Origin of the sequence: Dendronalium sp. ChiSLP03b (assembly GCF_034531165.2) — a bacterium.
GTDB lineage: Bacteria > Cyanobacteriota > Cyanobacteriia > Cyanobacteriales > Nostocaceae > Dendronalium > Dendronalium minutum.
In genome coordinates, this window is record NZ_JAVRBR020000033.1 from 1 (window position 1) to 15,698 (window position 15,698).

At 42.5% G+C, this 15,698-nt stretch carries 13 protein-coding genes; 7 read left to right on the plus strand and 6 right to left on the minus strand.

The features are described from left to right. Positions 1-218: 218 nt before the first annotated feature. Positions 219-1,184 carry a TonB-dependent siderophore receptor gene (locus tag RMY31_RS08075; RefSeq protein ID WP_409877635.1) on the minus strand — a complete coding sequence of 322 codons (966 nt, stop codon included), beginning with the start codon at positions 1,182-1,184 and terminating at the stop codon, positions 219-221. A 154-nt stretch (positions 1,185-1,338) separates the two neighbouring features. Then, positions 1,339-2,721: a transposase gene (locus RMY31_RS08080; protein WP_409877637.1), complete on the minus strand. Its 1,383-nt coding sequence runs from the start codon at positions 2,719-2,721 to the stop codon at positions 1,339-1,341. A 116-nt stretch (positions 2,722-2,837) separates the two neighbouring features. Between RMY31_RS08080 and RMY31_RS08085 the strand changes: the two genes are divergently transcribed. The 6 genes from RMY31_RS08085 to RMY31_RS08110 all read left to right on the plus strand — a co-directional run bounded on the left by RMY31_RS08085 (position 2,838) and on the right by RMY31_RS08110 (position 10,832). After that, positions 2,838-3,035, plus strand: coding sequence for a hypothetical protein (locus RMY31_RS08085; RefSeq protein WP_409877639.1), 198 nt, complete (start codon positions 2,838-2,840; stop codon positions 3,033-3,035). Positions 3,036-3,051: 16 nt separating this feature from the next. Next, the gene (locus RMY31_RS08090) at positions 3,052-3,432 is read left to right on the plus strand and encodes a hypothetical protein (RefSeq protein ID WP_409877641.1); all 381 of its coding nucleotides are present in this window, start codon (positions 3,052-3,054) and stop codon (positions 3,430-3,432) included. 252 nt (positions 3,433-3,684) lie between these two features. Further along, complete coding sequence (locus RMY31_RS08095) at positions 3,685-4,722, plus strand: formylglycine-generating enzyme family protein (protein ID WP_409877643.1); 1,038 nt, start codon at positions 3,685-3,687, stop codon at positions 4,720-4,722. Then, entirely contained in the window at positions 4,712-7,078 is a 2,367-nt protein-coding gene (locus RMY31_RS08100) for an arylsulfatase (RefSeq protein ID WP_409877645.1), read from the plus strand. The genes RMY31_RS08095 and RMY31_RS08100 overlap by 11 nt, the downstream gene beginning before the upstream one ends. A 310-nt stretch (positions 7,079-7,388) precedes the next feature. Next, the gene (locus tag RMY31_RS08105) at positions 7,389-8,264 is read left to right on the plus strand and encodes a bile acid:sodium symporter family protein (protein WP_409877647.1); all 876 of its coding nucleotides are present in this window, start codon (positions 7,389-7,391) and stop codon (positions 8,262-8,264) included. Positions 8,265-8,462: 198 nt separating this feature from the next. Next, on the plus strand, positions 8,463-10,832 hold the full coding sequence (locus RMY31_RS08110) for an FAD/NAD(P)-binding protein (RefSeq protein WP_409877649.1): 2,370 nt from the start codon (positions 8,463-8,465) through the stop codon (positions 10,830-10,832). Positions 10,833-11,478: 646 nt separating this feature from the next. Here RMY31_RS08110 and RMY31_RS08115 read toward each other — a convergent pair. From RMY31_RS08115 to RMY31_RS08130, 4 genes are all read right to left on the minus strand, one after another. Then, positions 11,479-12,717 carry an acyl-CoA dehydrogenase family protein gene (locus tag RMY31_RS08115; protein WP_322665689.1) on the minus strand — a complete coding sequence of 413 codons (1,239 nt, stop codon included), beginning with the start codon at positions 12,715-12,717 and terminating at the stop codon, positions 11,479-11,481. Positions 12,718-12,780: 63 nt separating this feature from the next. Next, on the minus strand, positions 12,781-13,809 hold the full coding sequence (locus RMY31_RS08120; protein ID WP_322665687.1) for an aliphatic sulfonate ABC transporter substrate-binding protein: 1,029 nt from the start codon (positions 13,807-13,809) through the stop codon (positions 12,781-12,783). 81 nt (positions 13,810-13,890) lie between these two features. Then, positions 13,891-15,228 (minus strand): LLM class flavin-dependent oxidoreductase, encoded by a 1,338-nt coding sequence (locus RMY31_RS08125; protein ID WP_409877651.1) that lies wholly within the window; start codon positions 15,226-15,228, stop codon positions 13,891-13,893. Between the two features lie 41 nt (positions 15,229-15,269). Beyond that, a complete protein-coding gene (locus tag RMY31_RS08130; protein ID WP_409877660.1) occupies positions 15,270-15,551 on the minus strand; it encodes an NIL domain-containing protein in 282 nt (93 codons plus the stop codon). Between RMY31_RS08130 and RMY31_RS08135 the strand changes: the two genes are divergently transcribed. After that, entirely contained in the window at positions 15,469-15,648 is a 180-nt protein-coding gene (locus tag RMY31_RS08135) for a hypothetical protein (RefSeq protein ID WP_322665681.1), read from the plus strand. The two genes, RMY31_RS08130 and RMY31_RS08135, sit on opposite strands and share 83 nt — an antisense overlap. Positions 15,649-15,698 lie beyond the last annotated feature (50 nt).

Sequence of the window (15,698 nt, forward strand, 5' to 3'; positions counted from 1 at the left end):
ACTAACTTGTCAATAATTTAGTTAAGATTGTTGCTTATTTTTAAGGATAAGTTGACTTATTCATGGCTGAATAGTTAGCTAATTCATCCTTAAATAAGAGTTTTTTTATTAGAGATAAGTTAATTTATGCGATTGCAGAAATATCTATTTATTTTGTTTATAATTTTGTTAAGTTTTGCACTTGTATAGATGACTTTGAAATCCTTATTACGTTTTTATTAGGAAATAAGGTGCGTTTTCCCTGTTTGTTCCCCTGTTTGAGTGGAATAACCTTCTGCGGCTCGTTCGGGATCGGGATCGGATGTTGTAACATTCGTCTTGGTGACTTGATAGGCTGCTAATGTTGTTGAAAGTCTGCCTTCTAAAAAGTCAGCTTTAATTCCCACTTCATATTGGGTTCCTTTGCTCGGCTCGAAAGCCGCATTATCAGGGTTAAATCCCTCGGTAGGATTAAAAGATTGACTGTAACTGGTGTAGAGAGAAACAGATTGACTGGGCTGGTACACTAACCCGATTCTAGGGCTAAACGCACTATCATTCTGTTCTGATTCCTCTGTGCCACTGTTTTGTGAAATCCAATCAAAGCGCCCGCCAATCAGTAACTTCAGATTATCTTGAAAGCTAATCTGATCTTGAAGGTAGAATCCATAAGATTGAATAGTTTGCTGGGAATTAAAACCCCCAGTAGTAATTTCTGGCTCTGGAATATTGTAGTTTGGGTTGAAGACATCTAGAGGGGGTACAGCGAGGCGAACAACATTAAAATGTTGCACAAAGCGGTTGACATCAAAGCCTAACAAAAGTTGATGTGGAATCGAGCCTGTATTAAACTTCCCAACCAAATCGATCTGTCCAAAATAGTTGTCTTGCAAGTAGTCACGTCTTGCAGCATATTGCTGTAGTAAACTGTCGTCCTCTAGGTCTATTCCTACCGTATACTCTTGGATGGCATTAGTAGCAGCTATAGAAAAATTATTACGAACCTGCCAGTTATCGCTAAACTCATGGCTCAACGTGTAGCCATATCTTTGAGTACTATAATAATTGCCACCGAGAGGATAACTTAAGTAGCGATCTCGAGGCAGCTTGAAGGTGTTATCGCTGAAAACAGTGGCGAAACTCTCAGGAATACCATCGAAATTAGTATACTCGTAGTATAGATTTAGGTCTGTCCTATCCCCCAATTTCCAGGTTATTGAAGGTGCGATCGTAGTTACATTTGAGTTAGCAAAATCTTGGAAACTATTAGAACTTTGATAGCTAGCATTGAAGCGATAGAGGAGGGTTTTATCCCTCTTCTGTCACTTTCCGGAGTGAGCTAGTAGTAAATAAGTGAAATTATCCAGAAGCATAACAAGGTTTAAATTGATTCATTGCAGTAATTAAATGATTGAATCCCAGCAATAAATGTGAATTGGGAAAAATATCTAGCCAAGGATAAATTATCCAAAAAAGCAAGAGTGGTTGGATAATTAGACGCAGATTATTTAAAGTATTCTTCCATCCGCATTCATGGTTCCATTGTTTATGATTAGAAAAATCACCTGAACTATCTTCCTGTACCTCAGCCTCAATTTTACGAGATTGATTTAAGCATATAAATGCTGGAGAATTTAAACTAATCATTGTGTAAACACAAAAAATAATTTCCCACCACCTCTCAATATGCTGGAAATTAGTAAAACGATAATCTGTCCAACCCAATTCTTGTTTACACTGTCGAAAACCATATTCTACCCATGTCCTTAATCCATATAAATCTCCTAAAGTTTTCTTGAGATTACCTTGAAGATTTGTCATTACGAAAGAAGTAGAATTTTCTGGCATAGTTTCTGGGTCAGTAGTTATTTCCCAGTAGGTTATGGCTCTTTTTTTACCATAAATTATTTCCCTAATGTATCGAGTCTCTGATTTTTGATTGCTAAATGTTCTCTCAAACTTACACCATTTATTCGCCCTAACGCTCTGCCCTGCTGGTAACCAGACTCCATGATTACTTCTAATTGACACAACGTAAGGTAAGTTATATTCAGCTATTTTCCTAATAAATTGGCTACTTTCGCCCTTCGGGTTCGCAGTCGCTTCAAGTCGGCAAAGCCGCCCAACGCGCTGCTCACCATATAAGCTATCAGCCAGTACTAATTCAATATTAAACCCTGATTCAATTAACTCTGTAATAATTTCTGATGCTAACTCTATTTTAGTTTTATATTTATCTGATTCCTTTAATGTTCCTTTTGGTTTAAATACTTTTACAATTAATGGAAAAGTTATATTGGAGTAAACTCCATAAGCATTGACTGAAACTATCCCATTATCTATTTTCCCTACGCTTCCCAAATATTGTCTAGCCACATAATCAGTCTTCTTACCTTTTTTCCTATCTCCGGTTTCATCTATTATTAGCGTAATTGCTCGACCATTTAATATTCTCTTGATTTTATTTAATCTTCGGATTTTTAATTCATTTACTGACCAGTCTGAATCGGCTATAAAATGATGTAATGACTGGGCAGAGTTTATACTTACTACTTTTGCTATTTCTGGTAATGATTTTCTTTTTATCGTTGATATTATTCCTAAGTGTAAATATTTGAAGCACTCATAATTTCTTACTTCTTTAAATAAGTCTTTATACTCTGCACAATATTCATCTATGATGGCAACTGTTGGGTGAGCATCTCTCGCCAAATGCTTCAGGATTTGTAATTCTACATCCATTGCCCTGCTTACCTTCCAGAGTTTTTTCTTTTGATTCTTTTATTCAGAATACCCGGAAAGTGACAGAAGAGGGGTATGTCATTGCGAGTGGAACGGAGTGAAACGAAGCAATCACAATGTCTCTGCGATTGCTTCACTTCGTTCGCAATGACAACTGTTTAACCGGACATGATATGAGGTGTAAGGGTGTAGGGGAAAACCATAACGCGGATCTGACTTTTCACGGGATGTGGAAAGTCAGGCAATTTAGCGGTTTATTGGAAACGCAAATATCGTGGTCAGCAAGAACCTCAACCTTGGTATTTATCAACTAATCTACCAGATGTATCTATGGCGTTGAAAATATATAGTCAACGCTTTGGGATTAAGGCTATGTTTAAAGATTGTAAAACTGGGGGATACAATTTAGAAGGTTCTCAAGCAAATCCTGAGAGACTTGTACGCCTAATTTTATTGATTGCTTTAGCAATGGTTTCTGCATGGTTAAAAGGACAAAAAACTCAATTCTCCAGACAACAATCTTATGTTTGTCGTCCTTGTGAACACAACATAAGTAGAAAAAGACATAGTGCTTTTTGGATAGGCTTATATGGTTATAATTGGATAGTTTCCTTGAATGAGTGTCAGGAATTAGTTCTGGAAATGATGACTTCCGTTCGCAATAAACAGGCATTCTATCAGCAGGGTTTGATGGCTATAAGCCTTATATAGCAACCTCTTTAACTTGTTTGTCGCCCCCTAAAGTTCAATTTATCAACCATATCGTGATGGTCAGCAAGGTTCTTGACTTATTTTTGTTTAGGCAGTAATTTATCACTATTGAGTTAAATACTGTATATCTATCAATATACAGTATATTTTATGTTTGAGCAAAATTTGCTTTGAGATTTGATTAGTTTTTATTATTAATAAACATTTCTTTGAGCTAGTAATCACTGCCCTACTGAGCGGATACTTTTCAGAATGTTCAAGTTAAAGGAAAGTTTTTTAACACTATTATTATTTACAGGACTAGCGATCGCACTCTCACTCATCATTTCTCCAGCTTTCGCCGCTAGGGTCAATCATTGTCCACAAGAAATGGTCATGATTCCCGGCGGAACATTTACAATGGGAGCGGATAATTCAGGTTATTTAGAAGAACCCTCGGCACAAGAAGTAAAAGTTAGTTCCTTTTGTATCGATAAATATGAAGTAACTAACGCCCAATTTGCAGCATTCGTCAAAGCAACAGGATATGTGACAGTTGCAGAGCGTCCTTTACCAAAAGAACATTTTCCTGACTTGTCAGACGAGCAAAGATTACCCGGTTCCCTGGTTTTTGAAATAGCACAACCAGAAGCAAAGTGGCTGAGTTGGTGGCATTGGAAAATTGGGGCGAATTGGCAACATCCTTTTGGAAGAGAAAGTGCGTTGGCGCAGTCCGCCGCAGGCATCGCAAATCAAGATAACTATCCAGTCGTTCATATTGCCTACGAAGATGCCCTAGCCTACGCCCAATGGGCAGGTAAATCATTACCTACAGAAGCGCAATGGGAATATGCAGCCCGTGGTGGATTAGATAATGCGACTTATGCCTGGGGCAACCAGTACTCAGAGAAAAAAGCTAACACCTGGCAAGGCATTTTTCCGTTTTTCAATACCAAAAGCGATAATTACGCAGGTATTGCCCCCGTTGGTTCTTTTTCACCCAACGGTTATGGTCTTTATGACATGACAGGTAATGTTTGGGAATGGACTGCCGATCGGTTTAGATCAGGACACAACCACAAAACCCACACTCTCAATCCTACAGGCCCAGAACAAAGTTTTGACCCCAATAAACCCACCGAAAAAGCTCTACATGTCATCAAAGGTGGCTCTTATCTGTGCGCGCCCAACTATTGCAGCCGCTTCCGTCCAGCAGCGCGAGAATCTCAAGCACCCGATACGGGAACAACCCATATCGGGTTTCGCTTAGTGATAAATCTGACTACAGAAAGGATAAAGAATGAAGTTTAAATCCAAGCACTGGAAACTGTTTCCAGAAATAGCAAAGGCGATCGCTTTATCTAGCTTGCTCATCACTTTGTTGATGGTCAATAGCCCAGCCTTAGCAGCTACATCCGAAGTTTTACCAGTTCCCTTTCCAGAATTCAAAGGCAAAATTGGCCTCACCTATAAAGAATCACAACCAGACTTTCCCCAACCCATCACAGCCCCAGCCACAGCCCCCAACGTCTTGCTAGTAATTCTAGATGATGTCGGCTTTGGACAAGCCAGCACCTTTGGCGGCCCGGTGGAGACTCCTAACTTAACTCGCCTAGCCGAAAGAGGATTACGCTACAACCAATTTCACACCACAGCCTTGTGTTCGCCTACTAGGGCAGCTTTGTTAACTGGACGCAATCACCATTCAGTGAATACAGGCGTAGTTGAAGAATTAGCTACAGGTTATCCAGGCTACACAACAATTCTGCCCAAGAGTGCTGCCACCGTTGCCGAAATACTGCGACAAAATGGCTATAACACAGCAGCTTTTGGTAAATGGCACAATACACCAGACTTTGAAACCAGTGCCGCCGGGCCTTTCGATCGCTGGCCTACAGGGTTAGGTTTTGAGTATTTTTACGGCTTTCTTGGTGGTGATACGAACCAGTGGAGTCCGGCTTTGGTCGAAAATACTAAACGTGTAGACAAACCCAACAAGCCAGATTATCACTTGACACCTGACTTAGTAGACCATGCGATCGCCTGGATTCGCAACCAACAATCCATTGCACCAGAAAAACCCTTTTTCGCCTATCTTGCCACCGGAGCTACCCACGCACCCCATCACGCCCCCAAAGCCTGGATTGACAAGTACAAAGGCAAATTTGACCAAGGCTGGGATAAGTTACGTGAAGAAATCTTTGCGCGTCAAAAACAACTGGGTGTAATTCCTGCCAATGCCCAACTTACCCCCCGCCCCCAAGAACTGCCAGCGTGGGATTCCCTCTCAGCAGAACAGCAAAAACTCTATGCTCACATGGCGGAAGTATTTGCCGGATTTTTAGGTCATACAGATTATGAAATTGGACGGCTGATTGATGCCGTTGCCCAACTTGGTGAACTAGATAACACCTTAGTGATTTACGTTGTGGGAGACAACGGTGCTAGTGCAGAAGGCGGTTTAACAGGTAGTGTCAACGAACTCAAAGTCTTCAACGATGTCCCCGAAAATCTGCCACAACTGCTAGCTTCATACAATGACTTAGGTAGCCCCAAAACATTCAACCATTTTCCGGCAGCTTGGGCATGGGCAGTCGATAGTCCCTTCCAATGGACAAAGCAAATTGCCTCTCACTTTGGCGGAACTCGCAACCCCTTGGTAATTTCCTGGGGCGAAGGTATTAAAGACCAAGGTAGCATCCGCAGCCAATTCCATCATGTAATTGACATTGCACCCACCATTTTAGAAGTTGCGGGAATTACTGCTCCTAAACAAGTGAATGGAGTCAAACAACAACCAATCGAAGGTACTAGCCTTGTTTATACCTTTAATAATCCGGATACTCCCTCCCATCGGCAAACTCAGTATTTTGAGATGTTTGGCAACCGAGCCATTTACGATCAAGGATGGGTAGCGGCGGCTCGTCATGGTCGCTTACCTTGGGAACGGACTGCTAAAGGTGACTTTGATACAGATCTGTGGGAACTGTACAACATTGCAGAAGATTTCAGCGAGGCGAACAACTTAGCCAAGGAAAACCCAGACAAGTTAGAAAAACTTCAAAAGTTGTTTTTAAAGGAAGCTCGCAAGCACAAAGTATTACCATTAGACGATCGCACCTCTGAAAGGTTTGATGTTAAAATTCGCCCCAGTCTCACCAAAGGACGCACCACCTTCACCTACTATCCTGGTGCAGTTGGCATCCCAGAAGGTAGCGCCCCAAATTTGAAAAATCGCTCCTTCAGTATTACAGCTAATGTAGAAATTCCTGAAAACGGTGCTGAAGGTGTCCTTTTAACCCAAGGCGGACGCTTTGCAGGTTGGAGCTTTTTCCTTGAAGATGGCAAGCCTACATATATCTACAACTATGCCAATACTGCCCGTTACATCATCCAATCCCCGGAAAAACTATCCCCCGGTAAATCTACACTCCGGTTCAATTTTGATTATGACGGTGGTGGTGTTGGTGTAGGTGGAATCGGCAAGCTATTCATTAACGACCGACAAGTAGCCGAAGGTCGTGTGGAAAAAACCATCGCTTACCGTTTAGCCCTAGACGAAACCTTTGATGTCGGCAGAGATACAGGTACTCCCGTTGTTGATACCTATCAAGTACCCTTTGCCTTCACTGGTAATTTACAACAAGTCAGCCTGGAGTTGAAGTAATAGGAAGTAGGGAGGAGCCACTGCGTTGTTTTGGTTCCCAAAGTTGTAGCAAGTGGCGTTGGAGAGTAAGAGGATGTCTGAAAACTTCTTCGTATTGTATTAAATACTTGTAGATCTCCCTAAATCCCCCTTCAAAAGGGGGACTTTGAGGTTATTTCCCCCCTTAGAAAGGGGGGGGTTAGGGGGGATCAAGAGAAATATTTAATACTTATTAGACATCCTCTAACAAACAAGCTCTCTACAAAAACAGCACCCCATTCCTCTGTCTGCCTCTTTTCAATGCCCTATTCATATCCCACAACCCTCATAAATGATGAATGAATTCTTAGTAGTAATCGACAAACTTGCACTATTCACATTCATTGTGTTTACTATGTTGGGTGCAGGTTTAGGTCTAACGATACAACAAATTTGGGAACCACTTCGCAGTCCTAGACTCGTCATCTTGTCTCTGCTAACAAATTTTATCTTAGTGCCACTTTTTATCTATTTACTAGTCCAAGTAGTTCCTCTAAGTGAACCACTAAAAGATGGTTTACTAGTCATGGCAGTAGCATCAGGTCCACCAGCTTTGCCTAAACTTGCTCAGATAGTTAAGGGCAATATAGCCTTTTCTGTAGGATTAATGATGTTGCTCATGCTTGGCACTATTTTTTATATGCCGATAGTACTACCGTTAGTGGTGCAAGGTGTGGAAATCAACTCTTGGGATATTGGCAAACCTTTATTATTGCTGATGGTTAGCCCATTAGTAATTGGATTATTTATCAAAGCCAAATTTGCGGCGATCGCTCCTATTATCCAACCAATTTTCTTGAAATTATCTAGTGCTGGATTACTTTTAGGTTTAGTAATTAGACTCTTCATTCATACCAACGATATCATTGGCTTATTAAAAACAGGCGCAATCTTTGTTTGTGCCGTATTTATTATCTTCTCCTTTAGCGTCGGCTATCTTCTAGGTGGGCCTGGTATTGATACCCAACGAGTGCTAGGAGTTGGCACAGCCCAACGTAATTTTGCCGCAGCATTATTAGTGGGAACAAGTAATTTTGAAGACCCTAACGTAGTGAGCATCATCATGGTGACGAGTTTATTAATGATGGTGATAGTTCTCATTGCTGGGCCTAAGTTTATCGAAATAGACAAAGCAACAGATGTAGGAATAAAACAGTTAGAAGTTTGACACTCCCTGGCTCTAAAGATACAGCTATTTAATCAAAATACGGTTTTTCTAGCGATTAAATGTATTTTATGTAGTAAAGCAGGTATTATGAGAAATTAAATGATATCAAGTCTGAATTCTGTTAGCTGGGTTGGAAATAGATTTATTCCTAGTAAACAGACTTGATAAATTATCTGTAACTATTGATACGAGACTACTATGAAGCCTAATTCTTTCACTACTCATACTCCAACCGCGATAGTTATTGTTGGCGGAGGCTTTAGTGGTTCTCTAGTTGCTACGCACCTATTAAAAACTGCCAGCCAACCCCTTACAATTAAGCTGATTGAGCGTAATCATCAAATTGGTAAAGGCATTGCCTACAGTACAGATACCAACTGTCATTTGCTGAATGTTTCAGCCGGCAACATGAGTGCATTTGCCCACGATCCAGGACATCTACTGCGGTGGCTTCAGTACAACCATAACGAGTTAGCAGCATTTTTTTCTGAAGAAGTTAATGCTAGTAGCTTCATACCTCGTCAGGTTTACGGTTTATACATTCAATCAATTTTGGCAGAAGCAGAAGCTACAGCACCTAGCGATGTGCGCCTAGAACGCTTGAGTGATGAAGTGGTAGGGATAGAGCCTGAAGAAAAAAGTGCAACCATCTCTTTGCGTAGTGGTCGCTGTTTTAGCGCAGATAGAGTAGTCTTGGCATTAGGAAACTCGCCTTTTTCACTCCCTGCAATTCGTCATGCAGATGATAGCAATGCAAGTTATCAGCGGAATGCTTGGTCAGCCGATGCATTAGCAGAACTAGATCCTGATGCTTCTGTATTGTTAGTTGGTACAGGGCTGACGATGGTCGATATGGTTTTATCTCTCCACGATCGCCAACATCGGGGCAAAATCTATGCTGTATCTCGACGAGGTTTGTTTCCGCAACAACATCAAGCTGCTCAACCTTATGCTACCTTCTTAACCCCAGAAACCTCGCCAAGAACAGTACGTGGCTGGTTACGTCGCCTGCGCGAAGAAATAGAAGTCGCAACTACTCAAGGATACGACTGGCGAGCAGTAATTGATTCTCTACGTCCTATAACTCAGCAAATTTGGCAAAAATTACCGACTGTAGAAAAGCAGCGTTTTTTGCGACATTTGACACCTTATTGGGATGTGCATCGTCACCGCATTGCTCAGAAAGTAGCAGATGTGCTAACCCAAATGCTGGATTCTGGTCAACTGATAATTTCCGCAGGACGGATTCGGGAATATCAAGCATTGCCAGATGGCGTAACTGTAAAAATATTTGGGCGCAAAACTCAGACGAATACTGTCTTACACGTCCACCGAGTAGTTAAGTGTACAGGAGTAACAACAGATTATCGTCGAGAGTCTCATCCTTTGATTTCTAATTTGCGATCGCAAGGATTAATTCGTCCTAATGTCATAGGTTTAGGTTTAGATACAGATAACCACGGTGCTTTATATACAGCAGACAATCGAGTTTCGGCGTTACTTTATACTTTAGGAATTCCTCGCAAAGGTGACTTGTGGGAAACTATTGCTGTTCCAGAATTACGGATACAGGCACAGGAATTAGCTAAGACGTTGTTGCAGTCATTGCCAGTGCGTGTACGTCCTATTCCTGCTATGCCTTTATTAGATAAAGAAACAGGCGATGCCTTCTCTTTCAGAGACGCTACCGCGAACGGCAACCCTGAGAGGGAACGCAATTTTGAATCCCAATCAACCTTCCTATTCCGTCAATTCTTTGACCTTGAAACCAGTAGCTACACTTATCTAATTGCCGATCGACAAACAGGAGATGCAATTCTAGTCGATCCTGTATTAGAGCAAGTTGACCGTGATTTGCAATTATTAGATGAACTGGGATTAAAGCTACGCTATTGTCTGGAAACTCACCTTCATGCAGATCACATTACAGGGGCGGGCAAACTCAGACAAAAAACAGGTTGTCAAGTGATTGTTCCCCAGAATCCTGCTGTGACAAAAGCCGATCGCTCACTTGTTGGTGGCGAAATCCTTGAAGTCGGCTCAGTAATCATTGAAACAATTTCTACTCCAGGCCACACTGCCAGTCACATAGCATATTTGGTAAACAAAACCCACCTATTAACTGGTGATGCCTTATTTATTCGTGGTTGTGGACGTACAGATTTTCAAGGCGGCGATGCTGGAACCTTATACGACGTGGTAACACAACGTTTATTTACCTTACCAGATGATACTTTTGTTTATCCGGCTCATGACTACAAAGGCCGTACAGTTTCCACCATTGGCGAAGAAAAACGTCTTAATCCCAGATTTAGCGTTCGCGGAGCGACTCGGAACGAGTATCGCACCCGCAGTCAGTTTATTACTATCATGAATAATCTCAAATTGAGTTATCCTCAAAAGATGAATGCAGCAGTCCCTGCAAATGAATACTGTGGTGATTTTATTCCTCAAGAAAGTTTAGATACAATCGCAAGTCCAGTTACAGATGAAGAACTCAAACAGATAGAACTTACAGTTATGACTAATACAGAAATTTACAATGATTACTTTGCTATGTATATCTAGAATTCAATAAACTTGCTTCTGGGTTAAACCAGTGAACAGCTTGAAAACAAGTTACCAAATCAACAGATTTGTCTAGTAAATTTTCCAGTTCTACAGCTGTCATTACCGATGAACTCCTGAAGTAAATACTACATGTATAATACAAAAGTTCTAATATTTCATTTGACTAGTCTAAATTCCTCTGTTTCACTATAGATAGTTTGTAGTTTAGAGGCTGTTTAAAAAGATTTTTGGAATTGGTTAGTATATTTACAATCAGGGCGAACGCATCTAAATATTGAAGGTTAACGAACGATGTGGAATTCGCGCTTCGCTTTACCACACAAGCCTTTCAAAAAAATAAGCAGCGATTAAATGATAGAGTATTATTAACTTTTTCCCTTACGCCCATATATCCCCATCGGTGAGAGGTTAAGATAATCTTGCTTTTGTCAATTAGAAATTAAGCTGAAAATTTGGAAAGAGCAGAGGTATAAAGTTAACCCTTGTACTGAACTTTTGGGGCAACAATGAATGATGCGTATCAAGATGACGCGATCGCCTGCTCAAAAATTGTGTTTGCGACCCCGATTTTCGCAATATTTTAAGTACTATTGCTTATTGACAAATGGTATCCAACCTTAACCTCTTACGAATGATATATCCTTTAAAAGAATCCTCTTTGCGGCAATGGTGTACCGTTGATCTCGTAGTCGCCGATCGCACGAGCCTTAAAGTGATTTGGGTTGTGTGAGGACAAAGTACGAGCGTTGCGCCAGTGGCGATCGTAGTTGGAGCTTTTTTTAGTTGTAGAAGCCCCACCAACTTCAAACAATAAGGTAGCCGAACGTAGAGCCAAATCATCGACAATCAATTTGGCTTTGGCGGCATCTAAAGAAGCTGCCAACGCCGCAGCCGTCTCTGATTCCTCACCTTGAGCTTGGGCAGCAGGAAGGCGATCGAGACCATCAGCGGCTGCTAAAACAATTGCTTCGGCAGCAAAGGCATTGGCGGCAATCTGTCCAACAGTCTGCTGTAAAATTGGGTCTTCTGAGGCTTGCTCGGCTACGGCATGGTAGAAAGTCCGGGGTCGAGTACGGATTAAGTTTGTTGCATCGCGCAGAACGCTGCGGATAATGCCAGCATTGATTGCTGTAAGAAATAATTGCGGAACGATGTTATATGGCAGGTTGTCTTTGTCTGTGTCTGTCTCAAAAATCACTTCATCCGCCTCTACGCGGACATTAGTGAACGTAGTTGTTCCCGTGCCTGTAAGTCTTTGGCCAAAGCCATCCCAGTCATCCACAAGGTCAATTCCCTCGCGGTTGGTAGGAATGAGTATAAACGCTTTCGTGTCATCGGGTACTAACACACGCACGAAAATCAAATCTGCATAAAGGCTGCCAGTGCTGTAATATTTCCTTCCATTCAGGCGATAGCCGTCGCCATCAGGTGTTAATTTTGTATTCGCAACTTGACCACCACCAGATCGCTTGACTTCTAGTTCGGTGGTAGCGAGTCCAATAATCGCGCCATCGACCACAGCCTTGAGCCATCGGCGATTCCTTTGGGTGCGTTCAGAACGCAAAATCCGCTCTGTTACAGAGAAATGATTCCGCACAATGTGAGCGACATTTGGGTCAGCATCACCCAGCCGAATCACGACTTCAAATAGTTCGCGCGCAGTGCTACCACCACCACCTTCAGCTACGGGGATTCGCAATGCACCCAACCGAGAACGCCGGATTAATTCAACCACATCAAAAGGCAAAATGCGATCGCGATCGCGCTCACTTGCCCCCAGAGCAATAAAATCAAAAAGCTGCTGGAGTTCCGGCGAGTTTGCTCTCACAGAAGCCGAAAACTGAATTGTCGTATCTGTAAGTTTCTCTGGACTCTTAATCATTAGTTTCTATCTCCAAATATCCTGTGAAAAATTTATGTTTGTAAGTGGTAAGGCAATTGCTGTTTAAGGCTTGACATCTGTTGGAGTAAAAGCAGCATACTGTTCACGAGAGAGAGTTGCATCCTTAACGTTGATGTTCTTTGTGATAAATTTTTGCTTATAGAACAAGTCCGCAATCTTCTGCTGTCCTGATAAAACTTCTTCACTCAGGGGTCTGAGAGTGTAACGTCGCCGCTTTGAAACTAATTCCAATGTGGGAACATCAATTTTTGCTTCGGGTGAAATTAGTTCGGCAACCTCTCGCGGGTTGCTTTCAGCCCATTTACCGATATTGTTAATCTCTTCCAAAATGGCTTTGACTAGCTCAGGATTATTTTTAACAAAGTTACGCGAACCTAACCAGTAGCCTCCTTGAGTAGTAATATTTTTACCATCGCGGAGAATCCGAACTCTACCAGTTTTTTGAAATAAAGCCAAATGCGGATCGCCAATCACTGCCGCTTCAACACTCTTACGTTCAAATGCTGCACGAGTTTCTAATGGTGTAAGGTTAATGTGTTTAACATCACTAAGTTTGAGTCCGGCTTCTTCTAAAACCTTGACAACAAAGTACTGCTGTGCTGTAGCTCTTTGGAAAGCTAGTCCCTTACCTTTTAAATCAGCTACAGTCTTGATTGGAGAGTCTTTATCTACTACAACAGCTGTTGCTTCACCAGTACCAGGTTTACTACTAGCAACATAGACGAAAGGAACACCAGAGGCTTGAGCAAAGATAGGTGGAGTTTCACCAACATAACCGAAATCCACACTTCCTACATTCATCGCTTCTAGAAGTTGCGGCCCGGCGGCAAATTTCGACCACTCTACAGAAATACCAAGTGGCTTTAAACGTTTCTCTAGAACTCCTTTAACCTTGACTATATCTCCAGCCGACTGATAGCCCATCTTTAATACTTTGGTCTTAATGTTACTAGAGGCAACAGCGGTTTTCCCTGTAGTTTGTGGGCTACAACCAACTAGGCTTGTAGACAGGGTAAATACTCCCGCTACTAAAAACATGAGAAAGTTGCGTTTTTTAAATATTGCTACCATGATGTATTGCCAATTTTCTGGGGTGTAAAATACACGGTTAAATTACTACTAAATTTGAGATGTGATACTGGCGATCGCTGCTTACACCAGACTAGGCTGGAAGAAGTGGTTAGCAGGGCGCGCCAGTCCGAGATTTTCACGCAGCGTCTTACCTTCATACTCTTGGCGAAAAATCCCACGCTGTTGGAGTTCTGGCACAACTTTGTCAACAAAATCATTCAGCCCTTCAGGAAGAAAAGGAAACATGATGTTGAAACCGTCAGAACCTTCCTCTAATAGCCATTGCTCCATTTCATCGGCGATGGTTTGGGGTGTACCAACGAAGACCAGTCCGCCGTAACTACCAATGCGTTGTGCCAGTTGTCGAATAGTCAAGTTCTCACGTTGCGCTAAGGCTATTACTCTTTCTCGTGAAGAGTGACCAGCGTTAGTCGGTGGGATTTCTGGCAAGGGCCCGTCCGGATCAAAGCCGGAAACGTCGTAGCCTAGCGCGCCATTTAAACTGGCGATTCCACTGTCATAATGTACTAGGCTGTCTAAATGAAGACGCTTGGCATGTGCTTCGGCGACAGTTTCGCCCACAATGACTAAAGCACCTGGAAGGATTTTTATACTGTCTGGGTCACGTCCCTTTGCCCGCGCTCGTCCCTTAATGTCCGCAAATAAAGCTTTGCCAGCCTCCAGATTACCAGCAGGTGCAAACACAGCCTCGGCGGTTTCGGCAGCTAATTGCCGTCCGGCCTCCGATGCGCCCGCTTGAACGATTACCGGCCAGCCTTGGACTGGTCTAGCGATGTTCAATGGCCCCCGCACCGAGAGATATTTTCCCTTATGATTTAGAATATGAAGCTTTGCAGGGTCGAAATAAATCCCTGCTTCCACGTCCCGAATAAACGCATCGTCAGCAAAGGAATCCCAAAGACCCGTGACAACATCATAAAATTCTCTAGCCCGCCGATAGCGTTCATCATGCTCTATCTCTTCTTCTAATCCAAAGTTGAGTGCTGCGTCTGGATTGGCTGTGGTGACGATGTTCCAGCCAGCACGACCGCCACTGATATGGTCGAGAGAGGCGAAGCGGCGAGCGATGTGGTAAGGCTGGTCATAGGTCGTGGAAGCGGTGGCTACTAGTCCGATGTGTTCGGTGACGCTGGCGAGGGCAGAAAGCAGGGTAAAAGGCTCGAAAGAGGTGACAGTATGGCTGCGTTTCAGCGCGTTGATTGGCATATTTAGCACTGCTAAGTGGTCAGCCATGAAGAATGCGTCAAACTTGCCCTGCTCTAGTTTCTGGATGAAACTTTTCAGCGCTGGGAAGTTGAAATTAGCATCGGGCAAAGCCCCAGGATAACGCCAAGCGCCTGTATGTATGCTTACCGGGCGCATGAACGCACCTAGTTTTAATTGCTTCGATTTGCTCATTAGCCCTCCGTATGCATGGTCTTAAACACACCTATCTATTATTAGTTGCAGGTCTGAATCTTCACTTTCTTGTTCTGATTTCTAAAGTCTGACTCCTGAATTCTTCTTCTATGCACCTCTACTTCAAACTCTGCTTCGTGTAAATATTTCAAAGCTTGAGTTATCTTTTCACCTTCTAATTCAATGTGAAACTGACCAACTCGGCGATCGCCTACTATTTCCACACTCCCACTGAGGATATTGACATCCACATCAAAATTACGGGCTAGGGTAGCGAAAATTGGTGTACTCGCTTGTTCTCCGGCAAAAGCGATCGTGGCGATGACAGCGCTAGGCTTTTTTACGTTGCCACCAATCTACAACACCCAAGCGATGAACTGCTTCATCTGGCAAGATTCTTTCCGCCGCAAACTTGGCTGAGTCTGGGTTATTTATTTGACTGGTACGGCTATTGAGGAATAGCAAGCATC